Here is a 19,838-nt window from a genome sequence, read left to right on the forward strand (position 1 = left end):
GGTTGCGCCGTCAAGACTTATGACTGAGAGCGCTCTCAAGAAGGGTGTGGGTTCATGACGTGACGACAGACCGAACGGCGTCCGGGCTCCATGGCACACCGAGCGACGCTGATCGGCACCGCCGCCGACCCGGTGCGGCGGTGCCGGCCAGCGTGGTCCCTCAGCCCTCCGGCTGCTCACTCCTGATCACCGCGAACCGTGCCCCGTACGGGTCGGCGAGCTTGGCGAAACGCCCCGCGCCCGCGAGGTCCGTGGCGGGCGTACGGACGCTGCCGCCCAGCTCCTGCGCCCTGCTCACCGCGGCGTCCGGGTCGGAGACCTCGAAGTACGGCAGCCAGTACGGCCCGGACCCCGTCTCGCTCGGGTCCTCGTCGAGCGGGACGATGCCGCCGAACATGGACCCCGGATCGGTTCCCGCAGGGTTCACGCAGGTGTAGCTGCCGCCGGCGATGTCGATCGCGGAGGTCTCCCAGCCGAACACGGAGTTGAAGAACCCGGCGGCCGCGGGCAGATCCGGTGTGTAGAGCTCCAGCCAGCACAGCGCACCGGGGTCCGTGACGACGTCGAGGCCCGTGATGCGGCGGGGCTCCCAGATGCCGAAGGGCACGGACGCCCGGTCGGCGAGGATCGCCATGCGGCCCTCGTCCGCCACGTCCATGGGCCGCATCAGCACCGAGCCGTGCGCCTGCTCGACCGCCTTGGCCGTGGCTTCGGCGTCCGGTGTCCGGAAGTAGATGTTCCAGGACGGCGGGCCCTGCTCCGGTGGGTTCTGCATACCGGCCGCGGCGGTGCGGCCGTCGAGCTGGAAGAAGCCGTAGCCGCCCATGTCGGGGCCGGCCGATCGGAACTGCCAGCCGAAGAGGTGGTGGTAGAAGGTGGCGGCGCCTTCGATGTCCGGGGTGCCGAGGTCGATCCAGTTCGGGGCGCCGGTGACATAACGGGTGGTGAGCATGGTCGTGCTCCTCTGCGGAGGTCCGAGGGCCCGTTGCCTGTGCTTCCGAGTCTGGCACCGGTGCGCTGCCGCTGGGGCTGAGCCGCGGGGTGACGGGGAGTGTGTCGTCGGCCGCGGGTGTGTCGTGGCTGGTCGCGCCCACACGGGGGATCGCACGGCGCGCGTGCCTGGTAGGAGCCCCGCCCCTCACGGGTGTGGCTCGGCGCGCCGTCGTGCGCTGCTCCACCGGCCCGGGGAACATGGAGGGCCCTGGGCGTCGTGTTGATGTCACGTTGATCGAACGTTTTTCGGTGCGCGCCACGATGCTGGGCATGCACAACGACACGATCACCCCACTCGACAGCGTCTGGCAGCAGCGGGCGCTGTGTGCGCAGACGGGGGCCGACTTCTTCTTTCCCGAGCCCGGCAGCTCGGTGCGTGAGGCGAAGCGCATCTGCGGCATGTGCGAGATGCGCACCGCGTGTCTGCAGTACGCCCTGTCCAACGACGAGCGGTTCGGCGTCTGGGGCGGGCTGTCCGAGAAGGAGAGGCTGCGAATCCGGCGCGGTGAGAACGGCTGAGGCGGTCGGTACCGAGACCGGCTGAGCCACGGTCGGTACCGATGCCGGGTGAACCGGCGGCTCCGACACCGGCCGATCCGGCGGCTCCGACACCGGTCGATCCGGCGGCGCCGTCGCCGGCCCTCGTCGTCGTGGAGTGCTCGGACACGCTTCGCGTGGCCGCGACGGCGGAGGCGGCCACGGCCCGTCCGCAGTCGGCCCGGGATACCGGCCGATCCGACGGCACCGATAACAGCCGATCCGACGGCGCCGAACACCGCCGACCGTTCGCGAACCGCCAGGCTCCGTATGCCGGTTCGGTCATAAATCGGTGGGCTGAGTTCCAGGCGGTCGCATAGGATCCGGGGGCGCGGTCCGGACGTAGCGCAGAGGTCGGCGCACCGCTACGGCATGGCGGAAACACCGGTTCGAATCCGGTCGGACCGGACCGCGTGCGACGGATTCCGCAGCGCTCGGCGTTCCACGGATCCGAAGGCCACGCGGGTCGGGGCCGGGACAGGGGAACACGGCACGGGACACGCGGGGCGGGGCACGCATGGGCGACGGCGGCGGGATCACCGAGGAAGAGCTGGCGGCCTTCCATCGTACGGTCGGCAGGCTGCGGGCGCTGCCCGTCGGCGATCCCGTGCGGCTACGGGCCGAGCGGGTCGCCGCGTCCTTCGCACGCGACGGTTGGCAGCGTCGCCGTAAGGCGCTCAGCGCCGAGAAGTCCGCCGCGGACGCCGCCGTGATGGCCGCGACCGCCACCGGAGCCCTGGACCGGCGCGAGGACGCCCCACTGTCGGAACCAGCGGCGGGCGGCGGGGGAGTCCTCCTGAAGCCGCGTCACTGCTATGTCTGCAAGACGTCCTATCGACAGGTCGACTCCTTCTATCACCGACTGTGTCCGCGCTGCGCCGCCGACAACACCGCGCGGCGCGGCCTGAGCACCGACCTGAGCGGGCGCCGCGCGCTGCTCACCGGCGGCCGGGTGAAGATCGGCTTCCAGCTGGCGTTGATGATGCTGCGCGACGGCGCCGACCTGCTCGTCACCAGCCGCTTCCCGCACGACACCGTACGCCGCTTCCGAGCCGAGCCCGGCAGCGCGAAGTGGCTCGACCGGCTGACCGTCGTCGCCGTCGACCTGCGGGACCCGCGTCAAGTGCTGGGTCTGTGCGAGCAGTTGCGGCAGGAGGGTGAGCCGCTCGACATCCTGGTGAACAACGCGGCCCAGACGGTACGGCGGCCACCGGAGTCGTACGCGCTGCTGGCCGCCGGGGAGTACGACGCGCTGCCCCAAGGGGCGCGGCAGGCACCCGGGTTCACGCCGATGCGGATGCTGGAGGACGGGGCCGCCGCCCTGCCCGTCGCGCTGCGCGAGGCCGACGAGGCCGGGCTGCTGCCCGACCCCTCCCCGGAGAACTCCTGGTCGGCGCGGCTCGGCGAACTCGACCCCGCGGAGGTCCTGGAGACCCAGCTGGTCAACTCCCTCGCCCCGGCGCTCCTGTGCGACAGGTTGCTGCCGCTGCTGCTCGCCGCACCGCACCCCCGTCGTTACGTGGTCAACGTGACCGCTGTCGAGGGCCGTTTCGCCGTGCGCAACAAGACGGCCGGGCATCCGCACACCAACATGGCCAAGGCCGCGCTCAACATGCTCACCCGCACCAGCGCGGCCGAACTCGCCGACGAGGGCGTTCACATGTGCGCCGTCGACACCGGCTGGATCACCGACGAGAACCCCGCCCCGAAGAAACACCGCATGGCCGGCGCCGGCTTCCGCACCCCACTCGACATCGTCGACGGCGCGGCCCGCGTCTACGACCCGATCGTGCGCGGAGAGGCGGGCGACCCGGTGTCCGGGGTGTTCCTGAAGGACTACCGGGAGGCGGAGTGGTGAATCGGGGGGCGGGTCGAGCAGTGGGCGCAGCCCCTGCTCCTCGGAGGTGCGGGGAACTGCGCGATCGTTCACGATGCACCCGCACCCGCCCGACGACACCACCCCCGAGCTCTCGGGCGAAAGGGGAGCGAAGGAGCACAGCCCCCGGGGACGGAAACGGGTAAGGGTGGCGGGGGCGACAACCCCGATCCTCGTACCAGGAGAAGTCCCACCACGATCAACGGGGGCTTCACCAGTGGCAGGACGAGGCACTACCCTCACCCCAGACGAGGCACTACCCTCACCCCTCAAGGGCGGGGCCGTAGCGCAGAGGCAGTCGCACTGGTCTCCAAAACCGGAACACGCTGGTTCGAATCCAGCCGCCCCGTCCCCCTGCCCGACCGCGGAGGTCGGTTACGCGCCGGCGGCCCGCGCCGCCATCCGCGCCTTGCGCGCCGCGAGCTTCTCGTCGAACTTGCGGGCTTCCGCGTCGAGGCCACCCATGTAGAGGCCGAGCTCCTCCTGGGCCTTCATGCCCTCGGGGCCGAGGCCGTCGATCTCCATGATCTTCAGGAAGCGGATGACGGGCGCGAGGACGTCGTCGTGGTGGATCCGCATGTTGTAGACCTCGCCGATGGCCATCTGCGCGGCGGCGCGCTCGAAGCCGGGCATGCCGTGGCCGGGCATACGGAAGTTGACGACGACGTCGCGGACCGCCTGCATGGTGAGGTCGGGGGCGAACTCGAACGCGGCCTTCAGCAGGTTCCGGTAGAAGATCATGTGGAGGTTCTCGTCGGCCGCGATGCGCGCCAGCATGCGGTCGCACACGGGGTCACCGGAGTGGTGGCCGGTGTTGCGGTGCGAGACGCGGGTGGCGAGCTCCTGGAAGGCGACGTACGCGACCGTGTGGAGCATCGAGTGCCGGTTGTCCGACTCGAAGCCCTCACCCATGTGGGACATGCGGAACTCTTCGAGCTTGTCCGGGTCCACCGCGCGCGAGGCGAGCAGGTAGTCGCGCATCACGATGCCGTGCCGACCCTCCTCCGCGGTCCAGCGGTGCACCCAGGTGCCCCAGGCGCCGTCACGGCCGAAGAGGGTGGCGATCTCGTGGTGGTAGCTGGGCAGGTTGTCCTCGGTCAGCAGGTTCACCACGAGGGCGATCCGGCCTACCTCGGTGACCTTCGACTGCCCCTTCTCCCAGGCCTCGCCGTCCTCGAAGAAGCCGGGGAAGTTGCGGCCGTCGCTCCACGGCACGTACTCGTGCGGCATCCAGTCCTTGGTGACCTGCAGATGCCGGTTGAGTTCCTTCTCGACGACTTCCTCCAGCGCGTACAGCAGCCGCGCGTCGGTCCATTCGGTGGACGGGCTGCCGAGGTGAGGAGAAGTGATCGACACAGATGCTCCAGAGGGACGAACAGGGGACGTGTAATCCGGGGGCGGTCACGGGCGGGTGACCTGAACCTACGGCATCGTAGGCTACGTATCCGTAGGTTACGATGCCGTAGGTTAAGAGCGCTGTAAAGACCGCTGATCAGCCGGGCCTGCGGAGCCGTCTGTGGGCATGCCGAAGGCCCCATGGACGCGCAGGTCCCGGGGCCGACAGGGTGAGGGGATCACCTCTCAGGCGTACAGCCCCCGCAGTCGCACCGAGAGGCAAGTCACACAGCCCTCCAGCTTCTCGAACTCGCTGATGTCGACCACGACGGGCTCGTACCCGAGGTCGGAGTACAGCTCCGCCGTCTTCGGCGCGCTCGCCGCCATCAGCAGCTTGTCGCCGCCGAGGAGCACCACATGCGCCCCGGCCTCCTCGGGCACCGGCAGGAAGCGACCGAACAGCGACGGCGTGTCCATCTTCGGGATGTGCCCGACGACCGTGCCGTCGGGCAGCGCGGTGACCGCCGACTTCAGATGCAGCACCTTGCTCACGGGCGCGGAGACGACCCGCGCCCCCAGCGGCTCGAACGCGGCCCGCAGCTGCTGCACCCCGGCCGCGTTGGTACGCCCGCCCCGGCCCACGAACACGGTGTCGCCGACCTTGAGGACGTCGCCGCCCTCCAGGGTGCCGGGTGCCCAGATCCAGTTCACCGAGCAGCCGAGCGCGGCCACGGCCTCCTCGATCCCCTCGGTCTCGGCCCGCCGGGACTCGGCGCCGGGGCGCGCGATCAGGGCCACGTTCTTGTACATGACCACGGTGTCCTCGACGAACACCGAGTCCGGGCAGTCGTCGGCCGGGTCCACCTCGATCGTCTCCCAGCCGTGGTCGCGCAGGGCCTCCCCGTACGCCTCCCACTGCTCGACCGCGAGGTCGACGTCCACCTCCGTGCGTTCGACGTGCGTGACGAGGCCCTCGGCCAGGCGGGGGCCGGGGCGGCGGACGAGGGCTTTCCTGCTGGGCACGTGGGTGACTCCGAATCGAACGACGGTTTTCCGGCGCGCGTGAAGCGACACCGGTCCGCCATCATGCAGCCCCGGTCCACCTGGACAAAACCCCCGGAGGCAGGCTGTGGCTCTCCTGAGATGCTCGGTGGTAGCCGAGCCCCGCCCGGACGCCCCCGCCGCCAGGCCGGGTCAGCCGGTCGCTTCGATCTCCTCCGGTGTGGTCGCCCGCAGCTCTCCCTCCTCCAGCAACAGCCACCGGGTGATCCCGATCGACTCCAGGAACGGCAGGTCGTGACTGGCCACGATCAGCGCGCCCTCGTACGACTCCAGGGCGGTCGTCAGCTGCCGTACGCTCGCCATGTCGAGGTTGTTCGTCGGCTCGTCCAGCATCAGCAGCTGCGGGGCAGGCTCGGCGAGCATCAGGGCGGCGAGGGCGGCCCGGAAGCGTTCCCCGCCGGACAGCGTCGCCGCCGGCTGGTCGGCACGGGCGCCCCGGAACAGGAAGCGGGCGAGACGGGCCCGGACCCGGTTGTTGGTGGCGTCCGGCGCGAACCGGGCCACGTTCTCGGCGACCGACAGCTCGTCGTCGAGAACGTCGAGCCGCTGTGGCAGGAACCGCAGCGGAACATGCGCCTTCGTCTCGCCGCCCGCCGGCTCCAGCTCGCCCGCGATCGTCCGCAGCAGCGTGGTCTTGCCCGAGCCGTTGCGGCCGATCAGCGCGATCCGCTCCGGGCCGCGCACATCGAACCCGCCACGTACCCGGGCGCCGTACTTCAGCTCCAGGTCCAGCAGGGTGAGGACGGCACGGCCCGGCGGCACGGCCGTGTACGGCAGCTCGACGCGGATCTCGTCTTCGTCCCGTACCGCCTCCACCGCCTCGTCGAGCCGCTCCTTCGCCCCGGCGAGCCGCTCCTCGTGCAGGATGCGGTGCTTGCCCGCGGACTCCTGGGCCGAGCGCTTGCGCAGGCCCGCGACGATCTTCGGTACCCGCTTCTGGTCCTGCATCTTCTGTCCGAACCGCTTGCGCCGGGCCAACTTGACCTGGGCGTCGACGAGTTCACGCTTCTGCTTCTTCAGATCGGACTCGGCGACCCGCACCATCCGCTCTGCGGCCTCCTGTTCACCGGCGAGCGCCTCCTCGTACGCGGAGAAGTTGCCGCCGTACCAGGTGACCTCACCGGCGTGCAGATCCGCGATCTGGTCGACCAGGTCCAGGAGTTCACGGTCGTGGCTGACCACGATCATGACCCCGGACCACGACTCGACGGCTTCGTACAGCCGGCGCCGCGCGTACAGGTCGAGGTTGTTGGTCGGCTCGTCCAGGAGGAGGACGTCTGGCCGGCGCAGCAGCAGTGCGGCCAGGCGCAGCAGCACGGACTCGCCGCCCGAGACCTCGCCGATCGTGCGGTCCAGGTCGACGTGGCCCAGGCCGAGTTGGCCGAGGGTCGCCAGGGCGCGTTCCTCCACGTCCCAGTCGTCGCCGACCGCCGCGAAGTGCTCCTCGGCCGCGTTGCCCGCCTCGATGGCGTGCAGTGCGGCACGGGCGGCGGCGATACCGAGCGCCTCGTCGACCTTCAGGCCGGTGTCCAGCGTGACGTTCTGCGGGAGATAGCCGACCTCGCCGGCCACGCGGACCGTGCCGTCGGAGGGGGTGAGATCACCGGCGATCAGCTTCAACAGGGTTGATTTCCCTGACCCGTTGACGCCGACGAGTCCGGTCCGGCCGGGCCCGAACGCGATCTGCAGATCGTCGAGGACGGGAGTGCCGTCGGGCCAGGCGAAGGACAGGGACGTGCAGGTGAGAGAGAGGGGAGTAGACATGAGGGACCTCGCGAGTGAGGGAAGCGGCCAGGGGGACGCGTTTCGAAACACCGCGAGGGGCGACACGACGAGGGCAGGAGAAAAGCCCGCTGCCGACTGGACGGCTCGTACGCCGAGGTCGCACGCAACGCACACAGGGGTGCCGGGAGACGGCAGGGTGTGTGACGCGGTGTCTCAGGACCTCAGACGAGCAACGTCCTTCTCCAATCGACGGCAACAGGACCGTGGAACAACGTACGGAGGGGGTCGGAGGAGTGTCAACGCATTAACGCGACATGCAACAACGCGGGCACACGAACGCGCGCACACGTCAGCGTCACGTGCCCGGACGGGTCGGACCGGCGCCCGGATCGGCCGCCCCCCGGTGGAACGGGGCGGCGTAATTGGGCGACCTCAGCAGGCGTCGCGCATCAGCTGCGCCAGGTCGTGGTCCAGGTCGACCTGGTGGTGCTCCAGGCCGAGCGGCACCAGGTCGATCGTGCTGTCCAGGAAGCGCCGTACCTCGCCGGCGTGGACGTGCACCACGGCGGTGCCCTCGGGGGCGTGGAACTCCAGGACCAGTCGCTCGTAGCCGTACGGTCGGACGCGTACGTCCCCGTAGCCGACCGGCTCCTCCATCCCGGTCACGAGGAGTTCGCGGGCGAAGGTCCAGCAGACCTCGACGCCCTCCAGCGTGGCCGGGGCGGGGAAGGTCATACGGACGGCGAACGGATCGCTCCGGTCGTAGTGGAGCGTTGCGGGAATGCTCGGCATCCGCGGCGCGGCGGCGACGAGACGGGCCTCTACGGGCTGCTCGATGACGGTGGACAACGCCTTGCTCCCTTGTGACGGGTGGACGGACTCCGGACGGCTGAGGCCGGGCAATTCAGAAGACGCCGGATCGGGCCGATCCGTGCACATGAGGGTCGAGTGACCTCTGTCACCGAGCCCAATCACTGTGGTGATCGATTTCTCATCCCGTGTTCCGGGATATGGGAGAGGACACCGGACGCCGCCCGGCGGTTCCCGGCCGAGGCCATCTGGACGGCACCGGATCGGTGCACTAGCTTCGCCCGCCATGAGGGGCTTGGGGCAGTCGAGACGGATGAGTCGGACGATGACGACGGGCCTGGCCGCAGCGGCACTCGCCGCCGCTCTGGCGGTGCCCGCACAGGCACAGGGGGAAGGTCGGCCACCACACTGGGAACTGAAGGAGACCGGCACTGACGTGCGCTTTCGCGGTCTCGCCGCCGTCAGCCGGAACAGCGCGTGGCTGGCGGGTTCCGCGGGGACCGTGCTGCGCACCGGCGACGGGGGCAGGACCTGGCGCAACGTCTCACCGCCCGGCGCACAGGAACTGCAGTTCCGGGACATCGAGGCATTCGACGCACGCAGGGCGGTCGTCCTGGCCATCGGGGAGGGAGAGGCCTCCCGCGTGTACCGCACGGACGACGGCGGTGCGACGTGGACCGAATCCTTCCGGAACACCGATCCGCGCGCCTTCTACGACTGCCTCACCTTCTTCGACACCCGCCACGGACTCGCCATGAGCGATCCGGTGGACGGGAGGTTCCGCATCCTCTCCACCAAGGACGGCGGCCGTTCCTGGGCGGTCCTGCCGAACGAGGGCATGCCGCCGGCGCTGGAGGGCGAGGCGGGCTTCGCGGCGAGCGGGCAGTGCCTGGTCAATTCAGGTCCGCGCGATGTGTGGCTGGCGACCGGAGGGGCCGCACGCGCGCGCGTGCTGCACTCCGCCGACCGAGGGCTGACCTGGACGGTCGCCGACACGGCCGTCCCGGCCGGCGACCCGGCCCGAGGCGTCTTCGCGCTCGCCTTCCGCGACCGGGCGCACGGCATCGCCGTCGGCGGCGACTACCGCGCCGACCAGCCGTCCCCGCAGGCCGCGGCCACCACCGGCGACACCGGCCGCACCTGGAAGCCCGCCGCGCAGCCGCCACCCGCCTACCGCTCCGGAGCCGCCTGGCTCCCGCACAGCCGTACGGTCGCCCTCGCCGTCGGCCCCACCGGCACCGACGTCACGACCGACGGCGGCCGCACCTGGCGCACGGTCGACACCGGCTCGTACGACACCGTCGACTGCACCCCGGACCTGGGCTGCTGGGCGGCGGGGGAGAAGGGGCGGGTGGCCCGGCTGGAGAACTGACCGGCAGGGAGTCGTTCCGGCCGGGACGGGTACCTGTGGCGTGTTCGCACCACGAAGGGAGTGATCGGCCATGCCACGTGGTTCGAGCCCCAAGAGGGAACGCCAGTACGAGCACATCAAGGAGAGCGCCGAGGACCGGGGCGAGAGCGAGTCGCGCGCCAAGGAGATCGCCGCCCGGACGGTCAACAAGGAACGCGCCCGGTCCGGAGAGTCCAGGACCGCGAGCCGCACCTCCACCCAGGACATGTCGTCGAGCAGGCGCGGGGGCCTGCGCTCTCACCAGGGGGCACAGGGGCCCACGTACGATCAGCTCTACGAGGAGGCCAAGAAGCGGGGCATCCAAGGTCGTTCGGGCATGAACAAGAGCCGGCTCAAGCGCGCCCTCGGCGACAAGTAGCCCCGGGCCGCGTCCCCGTGCCGGGATGCGTACGCTCGTCAGCACCATGACGACCGTACGCATCCCCGCGGGCTGGCCCGCCACCGAAGAGCAAGCCCTCGCCGTGCAGGACGAGTTGCGGGGCAAGGTGATCCTCGACGAGAGCGGGCCGCCGCCCGGCGGCGGGTACGTCACCGGTGTGGACGTGGCCTACGACGACGAGCGGGACGTCGTCGCGGCGGCGGCCGTGGTGCTCGACGCGGCGACGCTCGACGTGGTCGCGGAGGCCACGGCGATCGGGCAGGTGTCCTTCCCGTACGTTCCCGGACTGCTCGCGTTCCGTGAGATCCCGACCGTCCTCGCCGCGCTCGACGCGCTGCCGTGCGACCCCGGCCTCGTCGTCTGCGACGGCTACGGTCTCGCCCACCCGCGCCGCTTCGGCCTCGCGGCCCATCTCGGCGTCCTCACCGGACTGCCCACGATCGGCGTCGCCAAGAACCCCTTCACCTTCACGTACGACGACCCCGGCACCCCGCGCGGCAGCGCCGCCCCGCTCCTCGCGGGCACCGAGGAGGTGGGTCGTGCCCTGCGCACCCGCGACGGCGTCAAGCCGGTCTTCGTCTCCGTCGGCCACCGGGTGAGCCTCGACCACGCGTGCGCCCACACGCTCGCACTGACCCCGGCCTACCGCCTTCCGGAAACCACCCGCCGCGCCGACTCCCTGTGCCGCCTGGCCCTGTGGGACACGGCCCACTGAGCCCCTGACACGGGCCGTACGGGGCCGCTGGGGCATCTCTCGTATGTCCGTGCGGACCAAGTACCTGAGTACGAACTGAGTACGTGTACGGATGTCGGCGCGCCGCATGATCGGCAGGCTGTGCCGTATGACGACGCACCGAGCCATCAAGCCCGCTGCCAGTACCACCCAGTCCGTCGAACGTGCCGTGACGACGGGACTGCTGCTCGCGGTGATCACCGGACTGGCCTGGATAGGCGGGATGGTCTACACGCTGACCGGGTGGGCCCAGTAGGCCCACCTGCGTACGCCGAGCGGGTCCGTCCGCTACTGGGACGCCGCCACCCGGAACGTGATCCCCGCCGCGCGCAGCCGTTCGATCAGCGCGTCGCCCAGCGCGACCGCCGTCGTGACCTGCCCCGCCGTGACCGGGAGGTCGTCGACGGCCAGAGACAGGGCGGCCTCGGCGAACATCTTCGCCGTCTCGCCGTAGCCGGGGTCGCCGCCCGCGACCTCCGTGAAGACCCGGCGGCCACCGCCCTCGCCCACGAACCGCACCGAGAACCAGCTCTTCGCCCGCTTCTCCGCGCTCGGCCCCTCACCCGGCTTGAGCCGGTCGCCCAGCCAGCGCCGCACCGGCGGCACCTGGGCCGCGGCGACCACCGCACCGACGAACGCGACCCCGCCCACCGCGAACGGCAGGGTCTTCACGGCCGCGTAGTGGCGGTAGCGGAAGTCCGGCCCGTAGCGCTCCAGGGCGCGCGCCGAGCGCTGCACCACCTGCGCGTCGATGGTCGGCAGCGGAAGCGCCCACGCCCCGACCTCCTTGGCGAACCGGGGCGCGCTCACCGGCGCGTACGCCCGCCGCCCCACCACGCGTGGCTCGTGCCGCTTGCGGTCCTGCGCGGCGGCCATCGTCTGCCGGGTGCGCGAGAACCCGGTGAGCGCGGAGTTGAACGTACCGCCGGAGAACATCCCCTCGGCGCGCACGAAGCCGTCCACGGTGATCGGCACGTCCTTGGGGAGCTGCTGCACCGTGAAGTACACGCCCAGGTCGTGCGGTATCGAGTCGAAGCCGGCCGCGTGCACGATGCGGGCGCCGGTCTCACGCGCGCGTGCGTCATGCCTGACGAACGTCAGGTCGACGAACTCGGGTTCACCGGTGAGGTCCAGGTAGTCGGTGCCCTCGTCGGCGCAGGCGGCCACCAGTTCCTCGCCGTGCGTGATGTACGGGCCGACGGTCGTGGCCACCACCCGTGCCTGCCGGGCGAGTTCGCGCACGGCCCGCGGATCGGACCCGTCCGCCTGGAGCACGCCGATCTCCGCGCCGCCGGGCAGCCGCTCGCGCAGCGCCGCCAGCTTCTCCGCGTTGCGCCCGGCGATCGCCCAGCGCAGCCCTTCGGGCGCGTTCGCGGCGAGATACTCCGCGGTGAGTTCCCCGACGAACCCCGTGGCCCCGTAGAGCACGATGTCGTACGCCCGATCCGCCCTGCTCTGCCCGCTCATTGCACCTCTCAGCACTCGCCCACGCGCCGTTGTCGGTGGCTGAGGCTAGCGTGAGTGACGAGCAGCGAAGCGCGCGGGATCCGGAGGTGGTCGTGACCGTACCCAGGAACGCCCTGAAAAAGTGGGAGAAGGTGCGTGAGTTCGCCCTCGGGATGCCCGGTGCGGTCGAGGAGTTCCCGTGGGGCGAGAGTGTCGCGAAGGTCAACAAGAAGGTGTTCGTGTTCCTCGGCACGGACGACGGCAGCTATCCGCTGGGCATCACCGTCAAGCTCAGGGACGAGGAGACGCATGCCCACGCCCTGACCTGCCCCGGCGCCGAGCCCGCGGGATACGGCCTGGGCAAGGCGGGGTGGGTGCGCGTCCCGCTGGAGGAGGAGGGCGCCCCGGGCGCGGAGCTGCTGTGCGACTGGGTCGAGGAGAGCTACCGCGTGATCGCCCCGAAGAAGCTCATAGCGGAGCTGGAGGCCCGCTGAGTCCGGCGCCGGAAGCCCGGTGAGGGCGGGCTGACACCCACCGCGACTCCGGGCACAATGACTAAGCGTTTGCTCATTCGGGGCTTGTGCGGAGTGGAACACGTTCTTAGCATCACTGGTGTCACATCATGTGTGTCACAGAGCATGGGGGCTCGATGACAGTGGCGAAGACGCCCGGGCACGGCCCGCTCGCCGGTGTGCGCGTGGTGGAACTCGCGGGCATCGGCCCGGGACCGTTCGCCGCCATGCTCCTCGCCGACCTCGGTGCCGATGTCGTCCGCGTCGACCGGCCGGGCGGCGCGGGCCTGGCCGTGAACCCCCTGTACGACGTCACCAACCGCAACAAGCGCTCGGTGATCGTCGACCTGAAGTCCCCGGACGGCCCCGGCATCGTCCTCGACCTGGCCGAACGCGCCGACATCCTGATCGAGGGCTACCGGCCGGGCGTCGCCGAACGCCTCGGCGTGGGCCCCGCGACCTGCCACGTCCGCAACCCGGCACTCGTCTACGGCCGGATGACCGGCTGGGGCCAGCAGGGCCCGCTCGCCCAGCGCGCCGGCCACGACATCGCGTACATCGCCCTGACCGGCACCCTCGGCATGATCGGCGCCCCTGACGCCCCGCCCGCCGTCCCCGCCAACCTCCTCGGCGACTACGCGGGCGGCTCCCTCTATCTCGTCGTCGGCCTCCTCGCCGCCCTCCACCACGCCCGCGCGACCGGCACCGGCCAGGTCGTGGACGCGGCCATCGTCGACGGCACCTCGCATCTGTCCGCGATGATCCACGGCATGCTCGCCGCCGGCGGCTGGCAGGACCGCCGCGCCGCCAACCTCCTCGACGGCGGCTGCCCCTTCTACGGCACGTACGAGACGGCCGACGGCCGGTACGTCGCCGTCGGCGCCCTGGAGCAGCAGTTCTACGGCGAGTTCGTCGACCTCCTCGGCATCGGGGACCGGGCCCCGGCCCGCAAGGACGTGGCCGCCTGGGGCGAGCTGCGCGAGACGGTCGCGGCCCGCTTCAGGACCCGTACGAGGGACGAGTGGACGGCCGTCTTCGAGGGCTCCGACGCCTGTGTGGCACCCGTCCTGTCGCTGCGTGAGGCCCCGCACCACGCGCATCTCGCGGCCCGGGGCACCTTCACCGACTTCGGCGGCATCACCCAGCCCGCCCCCGCGCCCCGCTTCTCGGCCACCCACACCTCGGTGCGCAGCGGACCCGCCCAGCCGGGCGCCGACACGGCGGACGTGGCCCACGACTGGGGCATATCGGGCCTCTCGAACGGCGCTCCCGACCGCGACACGTCCCCCGAGGACGGCTTCTCGACGGGCGACTCCTTGCCGGACGCCTCCGCGAAGGACACCGACTGACACCGGCCCCCGGGCCGCCCCCTCCGCAACTGGAAAGGCCAGACTCGTGAGCACCGAAGCGTACGTGTACGACGCGATCCGCACCCCGCGCGGCCGCGGCAAGGCGAACGGCTCCCTGCACGGCACCAAGCCCATCGACCTGGTCGTCGGGCTGATCCACGAGGTCCGGCGCCGTTTCCCCGGCCTCGACCCGGCCGCGGTCGACGACATCGTGCTCGGCGTCGTGGGCCCGGTGGGCGACCAGGGCTCCGACATCGCCCGGACCGCCGCGATCGCCGCCGGACTGCCGGACACGGTCGCCGGCGTACAGGAGAACCGCTTCTGCGCCTCGGGGCTGGAGGCCGTCAACCTGGCTGCCGCGAAGGTCCGTTCGGGCTGGGAGGACCTGGTGCTCGCGGGCGGCGTCGAGTCGATGTCCCGGGTGCCGATGGCCTCGGACGGCGGAGCCTGGTTCAACGACCCGATGACCAACCTGGCCGTCAACTTCGTGCCGCAGGGCATCGGCGCCGACCTCATCGCCACCGTCGAGGGGTTCTCCCGGCGTGACGTGGACGAGTACGCGGCGCTGTCCCAGGAGCGGGCGGCGGCCGCCTGGAAGGACGGCCGCTTCGACAGGTCCGTCGTCCCCGTCACCGACCGCGCCGGCCTCGTGGTCCTCGACCACGACGAGTACATGCGGCCCGGTACGACCGCCGACTCGCTCGCGAAGCTGAAGCCGTCGTTCGCGGACATCGGCGAGCTGGGCGGCTTCGACGCGGTGGCGCTGCAGGAGTACCACTGGGTCGAGGAGATCGACCACGTCCACCACGCGGGCAACTCCTCCGGCATCGTGGACGGCGCGTCGCTCGTCGCCATCGGTACCAAGGAGATCGGCGAGCGCTACGGCCTGCGCCCGCGCGCCCGGATCGTCTCCGCCGCCGTCTCCGGTTCCGAGCCCACCATCATGCTCACCGGCCCCGCCCCCGCGACGCGCAAGGCCCTCGCCAAGGCCGGGCTGACCATCGACGACATCGACCTCGTCGAGATCAACGAGGCGTTCGCCGCCGTGGTGCTCCGCTTCGTCAGGGACATGGGCCTCTCGCTCGACAAGGTCAACGTCAACGGCGGCTCCATCGCGCTGGGCCACCCCCTCGGCGCGACCGGCGCGATGATCCTCGGCACCCTCGTCGACGAACTGGAGCGCCAGGACAAGCGGTACGGGCTCGCCACGCTCTGCGTGGGCGGCGGCATGGGCATCGCGACCATCGTGGAACGCGTCTGAAACGACCGGCGGATCACCAGACCAAGACTTCTGCGGAAAGACTCTACGGAGACCCTGTCATGACACAGAGCACCACCATCCGCTGGGAACAGGACCGCACGGGCCTCGTCACCCTCGTCATCGACGACCCGAACCAGTCCGCGAACACCATGAACCAGGCGTTCCGCGACTCCCTCGCGGTGATCACCGACCGCCTGGAGGCCGAGAAGGACACCGTTCGCGGCGTCATCATCACCTCCGCCAAGAAGACCTTCTTCGCCGGCGGCGACCTCCGTGACCTCATCAAGGTCACCCCCGAGACCGCGCAGCAGCTGTTCGACGGCGGTCTGGAGATCAAGCGCAACCTGCGTCGCATCGAGACCCTGGGCAAGCCCGTCGTCGCGGCGATCAACGGCGCGGCCCTGGGCGGCGGTTACGAGCTGGCCCTCGCCTGCCACCACCGCATCGCCCTCGACGCCCCCGGCTCGAAGATCGGCTGCCCCGAGGTCACCCTCGGGCTGCTGCCCGGCGGCGGTGGCATCGCCCGCACCGTGCGGCTGCTGGGCATCGCCGACGCCCTGCTGAAGGTGCTGCTCCAGGGCACCCAGTACACCCCGCAGCGCGCCCTGCAGAACGGCCTCGTCCACGAAGTGGCCGCCACACAGGACGAGTTGATGGACAGGGCCCGCGCCTTCATCGACGCCAACCCCGAGTCGCGGCAGCCCTGGGACGAGCCCGGCTACCGCATCCCCGGTGGCACCCCCGCCCACCCGAAGTTCGCGGCGAACCTGCCCGCCTTCCCCGCCACCCTGCGCAAGCAGACCAACGGCGCGCCCTACCCGGCCCCGCGCAGGATTCTCGCCGCCGCCGTCGAGGGCGCCCAGGTCGACTTCGAGACCGCCCAGGTCATCGAGGCGCGCTACTTCGTGGAGCTGGCGGCGGGCCAGACCTCCAAGAACATGATCCAGGCCTTCTTCTTCGACCTCCAGGCCGTCAACTCCGGTGCGAACCGCCCCAAGGGCATCGAGCCCCGCCAGGTCCGCAAGGCCGCCGTCCTCGGCGCCGGGATGATGGGCGCGGGGATCGCGTACTCGTGTGCCCGCGCGGGCATCGAGGTCGTCCTGAAGGACGTGACGCCCGAAGCCGCCGCGAAGGGCAAGCACTACTCGGAGAAGCTCTGCGCCAAGGCGGTGGCCAAGGGCCGCACCACGCAGGAGAAGGCCGACGCGCTCCTCGCCCGCATCACCCCCACCGCCGACCCGGCCGACCTCGCGGGCTGCGACGCCGTCATCGAGGCCGTGTTCGAGAACACCGAGCTGAAGCACAAGGTCTTCCAGGAGATCGAGGGGGTCGTGGCCCCGGACGCGCTCCTCTGTTCCAACACCTCCACCCTCCCCATCACCGAGCTGGCCGAGGGCGTCGTCCGCCGCTCCGACTTCATCGGCCTGCACTTCTTCTCGCCCGTCGACAAGATGCCGCTCGTCGAGATCATCAAGGGCGAGCAGACGGGTGACGAGGCCCTGGCCCGCGCCTTCGACCTCGTCCGTCAGATCAAGAAGACCCCGATCGTCGTCAACGACTCACGCGGCTTCTTCACCTCCCGGGTCATCGGCCACTTCATCAACGAGGGTGTCGCGATGGTGGGGGAGGGCATCGAGCCCGCGTCGATCGAGCAGGCGGCGGCCCAGGCGGGCTACCCCGCCAAGGTCCTCTCCCTCATGGACGAGCTGACCCTCACCCTGCCCCGCAAGATCCGCGCCGAGTCCCGACGGGCCGTGGAGGAGGCGGGCGGCACCTGGACCGTCCACCCCGCGGAGGCCGTCATCGACCGCATGGTCGACGAGTTCGCCCGCCCGGGCCGCAGCGGCGGCGCCGGCTTCTACCAGTACGGCCCCGACGGCCGCCGCGCCAAGCTCTGGCCCGGCCTCCGCGAACACTTCACCAAGCCCGGGTACCGGATCCCCTTCGAGGACATGCAGGAACGCATGCTCTTCTCGGAGGCCCTGGACACCGTCCGCCTGTTGGAGGAAGGCGTCCTGACGTCCGTCGCCGACGCCAACATCGGTTCCGTCTTCGGTATCGGCTTCCCCGGCTGGACCGGTGGCGTCCTCCAGTACATCAACGGCTACGAGGGCGGCCTCCCGGGCTTCGTCGCCCGAGCCCGCGAACTGGCCGAGCGGTACGGCGACCGTTTCGTGCCGCCGGCCCTGCTGGTGGAGAAGGCGGAGAAGGGGGAGCGGTTCGGGGACGCGTGAACCCCCGGGCGGGTGGGGGGCTTTGCTCGCCCCCGCCGCCCCTACCCGTCCCATCCCCAGGGGCTGCGCCCCTTCGACCCCCAGCGCGGGCCCGTCGTGGTTGCTTGCGCAGTTCCCCGCGCCCCTGAAAAGGGCCTGCGGCCTGTTTTTCAGGGGCGCGGGGAACTGCGCGACCAGCCCCCACCCACCCGCAGACAACCGGCACACGTGAACGGGTCGAAGGGGCGCAGCCCCTCAGGGCTCGTCCAGCCACTCCTTCAGTTCTCCCGTCAACGACCGCTGAAAGATCGTCAACAGCGCCTGCACGACCAGTGGTTGCATATGTGCCGAGAGCGACTTCACGGCCTGCGGATCGCGTTCCGCCACCGCGTCGCGGAAGAGCCGCGACAACGCGTGGGCCGCCGCGCGCGAGTGCTCGATCAGAACGTTCCGCGCCGCGAGGATCGACTCCTCGGACAGGGGTACGTCGAGCAGCTCCAGCCCGAGCCGCAGCAGCCCGGGATCCACACGAAGACCTTCGCCGTCCCGCTCGACCACGCCGATGTCGACGAGCCGCTCCACCTCCGCCTCGCCGAGGGGCCGCCCCGCGAGCCGGTCGAGCTCCTCCCGCGTGACCGCCTCCACCGCGTCCGGCGCCCAGGACGCCACCACCGCGCGCTGCAGCGAGAGATCGCGCGGGGTGAGGTCCGGCGGCAGTTGTCGCAGATACCGTTCGATGGCGGCGAGGGTCATGCCCTGCCGCTGCAGTTCCTCGATCAGCGCGAGCCGCGCGAGGTGATCCGGCCCGTAGTGACCGACCCGGCGGGGACCGATCACCGGCGGCGGCAGCAGCCCCCGGGTGCCGTAGAAGCGGACCGTACGCACCGTGACCCCCGCCCGTGCGGCCAGTTCGTCGACGGTGAGAACGATCTCTCCGGCGTCCTGCCCGGAACCGGTGCCGGTGTTCTCTCCGGTGTCGGTGGTCATACAGAGCAGTATCGCTGTCCCACCGGTGCTGTGAAACCTCGGGCGACGGGCGGTTGTCAGTGCGGCCCCGTACGGTGGCGTCATGTCGGGGATCACATACGTCCGGGGGGACGCCACCGTGCCGCTGGGCAAGGGCGTCAAGGTCATCGCGCATGTCTGCAACGACCTGGGCGGCTGGGGCAAGGGTTTCGTCCTCGCCCTGTCCCGCCGCTGGCCGGAGCCGGAGGCCGCCTACCGCGCCTGGCACCGCGACCGCGCGAACAACGACTTCGGACTCGGTGCCGCCCAGTTCGTCCAGGTCGGCCCCTACATCCGGGTCGCCAACCTGATAGGCCAGCGCGGCATCCGCACCGGCAGCAAGGGAGTACCCGTCCGCTACGAGGCCATCGACACGGCACTCGGGCTGCTCGCCGACAAGGTCCTTGAGCTGGACGCCTCGGTGCACATGCCCCGCATCGGCTGCGGGTTGGCGGGCGGCAAGTGGTCCCGCGTGGAGCCCCTGATAGCCGGCCGGCTGGTCCGGCGCGGGATATCGGTCACGGTGTACGACCACGGGGACTGATTCCCGGCCGAGGCGCGGTACCACCGGGATGTGAGCGGGTAGGGCACCGGTATGGATCTTCTCCCGATGGACATCGGCCCGTTGAACCCCGTCGTCGGGGAACTCGCCGTCGCGGCGGTGCTGTTCGCCCTGGTGTTCCTCTTCTTCGTCCGGCTCGTGCCCCGGATCCAACGCGTCCTGGACGAACGGGAGGCGGCGACCAAGGGAACCGAGGCGCAGGCCGAAGCCCTGCAGGAGGAGGCCCGGATCAAGCGGGCCGAGGTGGCGGCGGCCCTGGCCGACGCCCGCCACGAGGCCGCCCGCATCCGCCAGCGCGCCTACGAGGAGGGCGTCGCCCTGATCACCGAGGCCCGCGCCGATGGCAGCCGCGAGTACACCACCCTCCTCGCCGAGGGCCACGCCCGCCTCACCGCCGCCCGCGCCTCGGCCGAGGCCGAACTCCGCCTCCAGGTATCGGAGTTGGCCTCGAACCTGGCCGGCAGAATCATCGGAGAACCAATCGAGGCGAAGACCGGCCCACGCCCCTGAAAGGGGGCGAAGCCCCAAGGTCTCAGTGCCCACCCCCACCCCCATGCTCATGCGCATATTCAGTGCCTGGGTGCCCGCCCATGTCCTTGGCCGCCTGTGTCACACGATCGGCCTTCGGC

The 19,838-nt window shown here is 71.0% G+C and carries 19 protein-coding genes and 2 tRNA genes; 14 read left to right on the forward strand and 7 right to left on the reverse strand.

The window, feature by feature from the left end:
* Positions 1-160 precede the first annotated feature (160 nt).
* Positions 161-952 carry a VOC family protein gene (locus tag OG858_RS38275; RefSeq protein WP_327725331.1) on the reverse strand — a complete coding sequence of 264 codons (792 nt, stop codon included), beginning with the start codon at positions 950-952 and terminating at the stop codon, positions 161-163.
* A gap of 302 nt (positions 953-1,254) precedes the next feature.
* Between OG858_RS38275 and OG858_RS38280 the strand changes: the two genes are divergently transcribed.
* The 4 genes from OG858_RS38280 (at position 1,255) to OG858_RS38295 (ending at position 3,756) form a co-directional block, all read left to right on the forward strand.
* Entirely contained in the window at positions 1,255-1,512 is a 258-nt protein-coding gene (locus OG858_RS38280) for a WhiB family transcriptional regulator (RefSeq protein ID WP_373420893.1), read from the forward strand.
* 350 nt (positions 1,513-1,862) lie between these two features.
* Positions 1,863-1,938, forward strand: a tRNA-Ala gene (locus tag OG858_RS38285).
* 109 nt (positions 1,939-2,047) lie between these two features.
* Positions 2,048-3,388: an SDR family NAD(P)-dependent oxidoreductase gene (locus tag OG858_RS38290; protein WP_086751303.1), complete on the forward strand. Its 1,341-nt coding sequence runs from the start codon at positions 2,048-2,050 to the stop codon at positions 3,386-3,388.
* A gap of 294 nt (positions 3,389-3,682) precedes the next feature.
* Positions 3,683-3,756 (forward strand) — tRNA-Trp (locus OG858_RS38295).
* Between the two features lie 25 nt (positions 3,757-3,781).
* On the opposite strand, the gene OG858_RS38300 is transcribed toward OG858_RS38295, so the two are convergent.
* From OG858_RS38300 to ssgD, 4 genes are all read right to left on the reverse strand, one after another.
* Positions 3,782-4,762, reverse strand: a complete 981-nt coding sequence (locus tag OG858_RS38300) for an acyl-ACP desaturase (protein WP_086751305.1) — start codon at positions 4,760-4,762, stop codon at positions 3,782-3,784.
* A 225-nt stretch (positions 4,763-4,987) separates the two neighbouring features.
* Positions 4,988-5,764: a dimethylargininase gene (gene ddaH, locus OG858_RS38305; protein WP_319068337.1), complete on the reverse strand. Its 777-nt coding sequence runs from the start codon at positions 5,762-5,764 to the stop codon at positions 4,988-4,990.
* Positions 5,765-5,935: 171 nt separating this feature from the next.
* Complete coding sequence (locus OG858_RS38310; protein WP_319068335.1) at positions 5,936-7,567, reverse strand: ABC-F family ATP-binding cassette domain-containing protein; 1,632 nt, start codon at positions 7,565-7,567, stop codon at positions 5,936-5,938.
* Positions 7,568-7,960: 393 nt separating this feature from the next.
* Positions 7,961-8,377, reverse strand: a complete 417-nt coding sequence (gene ssgD, locus OG858_RS38315) for a spore wall synthesis regulator SsgD (RefSeq protein ID WP_037704139.1) — start codon at positions 8,375-8,377, stop codon at positions 7,961-7,963.
* 286 nt (positions 8,378-8,663) lie between these two features.
* On the opposite strand from ssgD, the gene OG858_RS38320 reads away from it, so the two are divergent.
* From OG858_RS38320 to mmpA, 4 genes are all read left to right on the forward strand, one after another.
* Positions 8,664-9,710, forward strand: a complete 1,047-nt coding sequence (locus OG858_RS38320; protein WP_328543990.1) for a WD40/YVTN/BNR-like repeat-containing protein — start codon at positions 8,664-8,666, stop codon at positions 9,708-9,710.
* A 70-nt stretch (positions 9,711-9,780) separates the two neighbouring features.
* Entirely contained in the window at positions 9,781-10,107 is a 327-nt protein-coding gene (locus OG858_RS38325; protein ID WP_319068329.1) for a plasmid stabilization protein, read from the forward strand.
* A gap of 46 nt (positions 10,108-10,153) precedes the next feature.
* Positions 10,154-10,843: an endonuclease V gene (locus OG858_RS38330; protein ID WP_328543989.1), complete on the forward strand. Its 690-nt coding sequence runs from the start codon at positions 10,154-10,156 to the stop codon at positions 10,841-10,843.
* A gap of 127 nt (positions 10,844-10,970) precedes the next feature.
* Positions 10,971-11,117 carry a morphogenic membrane protein MmpA gene (gene mmpA, locus OG858_RS38335; RefSeq protein WP_179200883.1) on the forward strand — a complete coding sequence of 49 codons (147 nt, stop codon included), beginning with the start codon at positions 10,971-10,973 and terminating at the stop codon, positions 11,115-11,117.
* A 32-nt stretch (positions 11,118-11,149) separates the two neighbouring features.
* Here the strand turns inward: mmpA and OG858_RS38340 are convergent, their stop codons facing one another.
* Positions 11,150-12,328 carry a saccharopine dehydrogenase family protein gene (locus OG858_RS38340; protein WP_086747422.1) on the reverse strand — a complete coding sequence of 393 codons (1,179 nt, stop codon included), beginning with the start codon at positions 12,326-12,328 and terminating at the stop codon, positions 11,150-11,152.
* A 92-nt stretch (positions 12,329-12,420) separates the two neighbouring features.
* On the opposite strand from OG858_RS38340, the gene OG858_RS38345 reads away from it, so the two are divergent.
* The 4 genes from OG858_RS38345 to OG858_RS38360 all read left to right on the forward strand — a co-directional run bounded on the left by OG858_RS38345 (position 12,421) and on the right by OG858_RS38360 (position 17,663).
* A complete protein-coding gene (locus OG858_RS38345; protein ID WP_086747425.1) occupies positions 12,421-12,801 on the forward strand; it encodes an MmcQ/YjbR family DNA-binding protein in 381 nt (126 codons plus the stop codon).
* Between the two features lie 155 nt (positions 12,802-12,956).
* Entirely contained in the window at positions 12,957-14,168 is a 1,212-nt protein-coding gene (locus OG858_RS38350; RefSeq protein ID WP_319068324.1) for a CaiB/BaiF CoA transferase family protein, read from the forward strand.
* 46 nt (positions 14,169-14,214) lie between these two features.
* Positions 14,215-15,429 (forward strand): acetyl-CoA C-acetyltransferase, encoded by a 1,215-nt coding sequence (locus OG858_RS38355; protein ID WP_319265650.1) that lies wholly within the window; start codon positions 14,215-14,217, stop codon positions 15,427-15,429.
* Between the two features lie 59 nt (positions 15,430-15,488).
* Positions 15,489-17,663 (forward strand): 3-hydroxyacyl-CoA dehydrogenase NAD-binding domain-containing protein, encoded by a 2,175-nt coding sequence (locus tag OG858_RS38360; RefSeq protein WP_327725334.1) that lies wholly within the window; start codon positions 15,489-15,491, stop codon positions 17,661-17,663.
* Positions 17,664-17,897: 234 nt separating this feature from the next.
* Here the strand turns inward: OG858_RS38360 and OG858_RS38365 are convergent, their stop codons facing one another.
* Positions 17,898-18,629 carry a MerR family transcriptional regulator gene (locus OG858_RS38365; protein ID WP_086753127.1) on the reverse strand — a complete coding sequence of 244 codons (732 nt, stop codon included), beginning with the start codon at positions 18,627-18,629 and terminating at the stop codon, positions 17,898-17,900.
* Positions 18,630-18,711: 82 nt separating this feature from the next.
* Between OG858_RS38365 and OG858_RS38370 the strand changes: the two genes are divergently transcribed.
* Positions 18,712-19,191 (forward strand): macro domain-containing protein, encoded by a 480-nt coding sequence (locus OG858_RS38370; protein ID WP_319068319.1) that lies wholly within the window; start codon positions 18,712-18,714, stop codon positions 19,189-19,191.
* 51 nt (positions 19,192-19,242) lie between these two features.
* Entirely contained in the window at positions 19,243-19,719 is a 477-nt protein-coding gene (locus OG858_RS38375; protein ID WP_319068318.1) for a F0F1 ATP synthase subunit B family protein, read from the forward strand.
* The last annotated feature ends 119 nt before the right edge of the window (positions 19,720-19,838 follow it).

The organism is Streptomyces europaeiscabiei, assembly GCF_036346855.1.
GTDB lineage: Bacteria > Actinomycetota > Actinomycetes > Streptomycetales > Streptomycetaceae > Streptomyces > Streptomyces europaeiscabiei.

What these genes read in the sequence shown, in the direction of transcription:
- OG858_RS38275 (WP_327725331.1), bottom strand. Translation starts at nt 952, where the DNA reads ATGCTCACCACCCGTTATGTCACCGGCGCCCCGAACTGGATCGACCTC.
- OG858_RS38280 (WP_373420893.1), top strand. Translation starts at nt 1,255, where the DNA reads ATGCTGGGCATGCACAACGACACGATCACCCCACTCGACAGCGTCTGG.
- OG858_RS38290 (WP_086751303.1), top strand. Translation starts at nt 2,048, where the DNA reads ATGGGCGACGGCGGCGGGATCACCGAGGAAGAGCTGGCGGCCTTCCAT.
- OG858_RS38310 (WP_319068335.1), bottom strand. Translation starts at nt 7,567, where the DNA reads ATGTCTACTCCCCTCTCTCTCACCTGCACGTCCCTGTCCTTCGCCTGG.
- OG858_RS38320 (WP_328543990.1), top strand. Translation starts at nt 8,664, where the DNA reads ATGACGACGGGCCTGGCCGCAGCGGCACTCGCCGCCGCTCTGGCGGTG.
- OG858_RS38325 (WP_319068329.1), top strand. Translation starts at nt 9,781, where the DNA reads ATGCCACGTGGTTCGAGCCCCAAGAGGGAACGCCAGTACGAGCACATC.
- OG858_RS38330 (WP_328543989.1), top strand. Translation starts at nt 10,154, where the DNA reads ATGACGACCGTACGCATCCCCGCGGGCTGGCCCGCCACCGAAGAGCAA.
- mmpA (WP_179200883.1), top strand. Translation starts at nt 10,971, where the DNA reads ATGACGACGCACCGAGCCATCAAGCCCGCTGCCAGTACCACCCAGTCC.
- OG858_RS38340 (WP_086747422.1), bottom strand. Translation starts at nt 12,328, where the DNA reads ATGAGCGGGCAGAGCAGGGCGGATCGGGCGTACGACATCGTGCTCTAC.
- OG858_RS38350 (WP_319068324.1), top strand. Translation starts at nt 12,957, where the DNA reads ATGACAGTGGCGAAGACGCCCGGGCACGGCCCGCTCGCCGGTGTGCGC.
- OG858_RS38360 (WP_327725334.1), top strand. Translation starts at nt 15,489, where the DNA reads ATGACACAGAGCACCACCATCCGCTGGGAACAGGACCGCACGGGCCTC.
- OG858_RS38365 (WP_086753127.1), bottom strand. Translation starts at nt 18,629, where the DNA reads ATGACCACCGACACCGGAGAGAACACCGGCACCGGTTCCGGGCAGGAC.
- OG858_RS38370 (WP_319068319.1), top strand. Translation starts at nt 18,712, where the DNA reads ATGTCGGGGATCACATACGTCCGGGGGGACGCCACCGTGCCGCTGGGC.
- OG858_RS38375 (WP_319068318.1), top strand. Translation starts at nt 19,243, where the DNA reads ATGGATCTTCTCCCGATGGACATCGGCCCGTTGAACCCCGTCGTCGGG.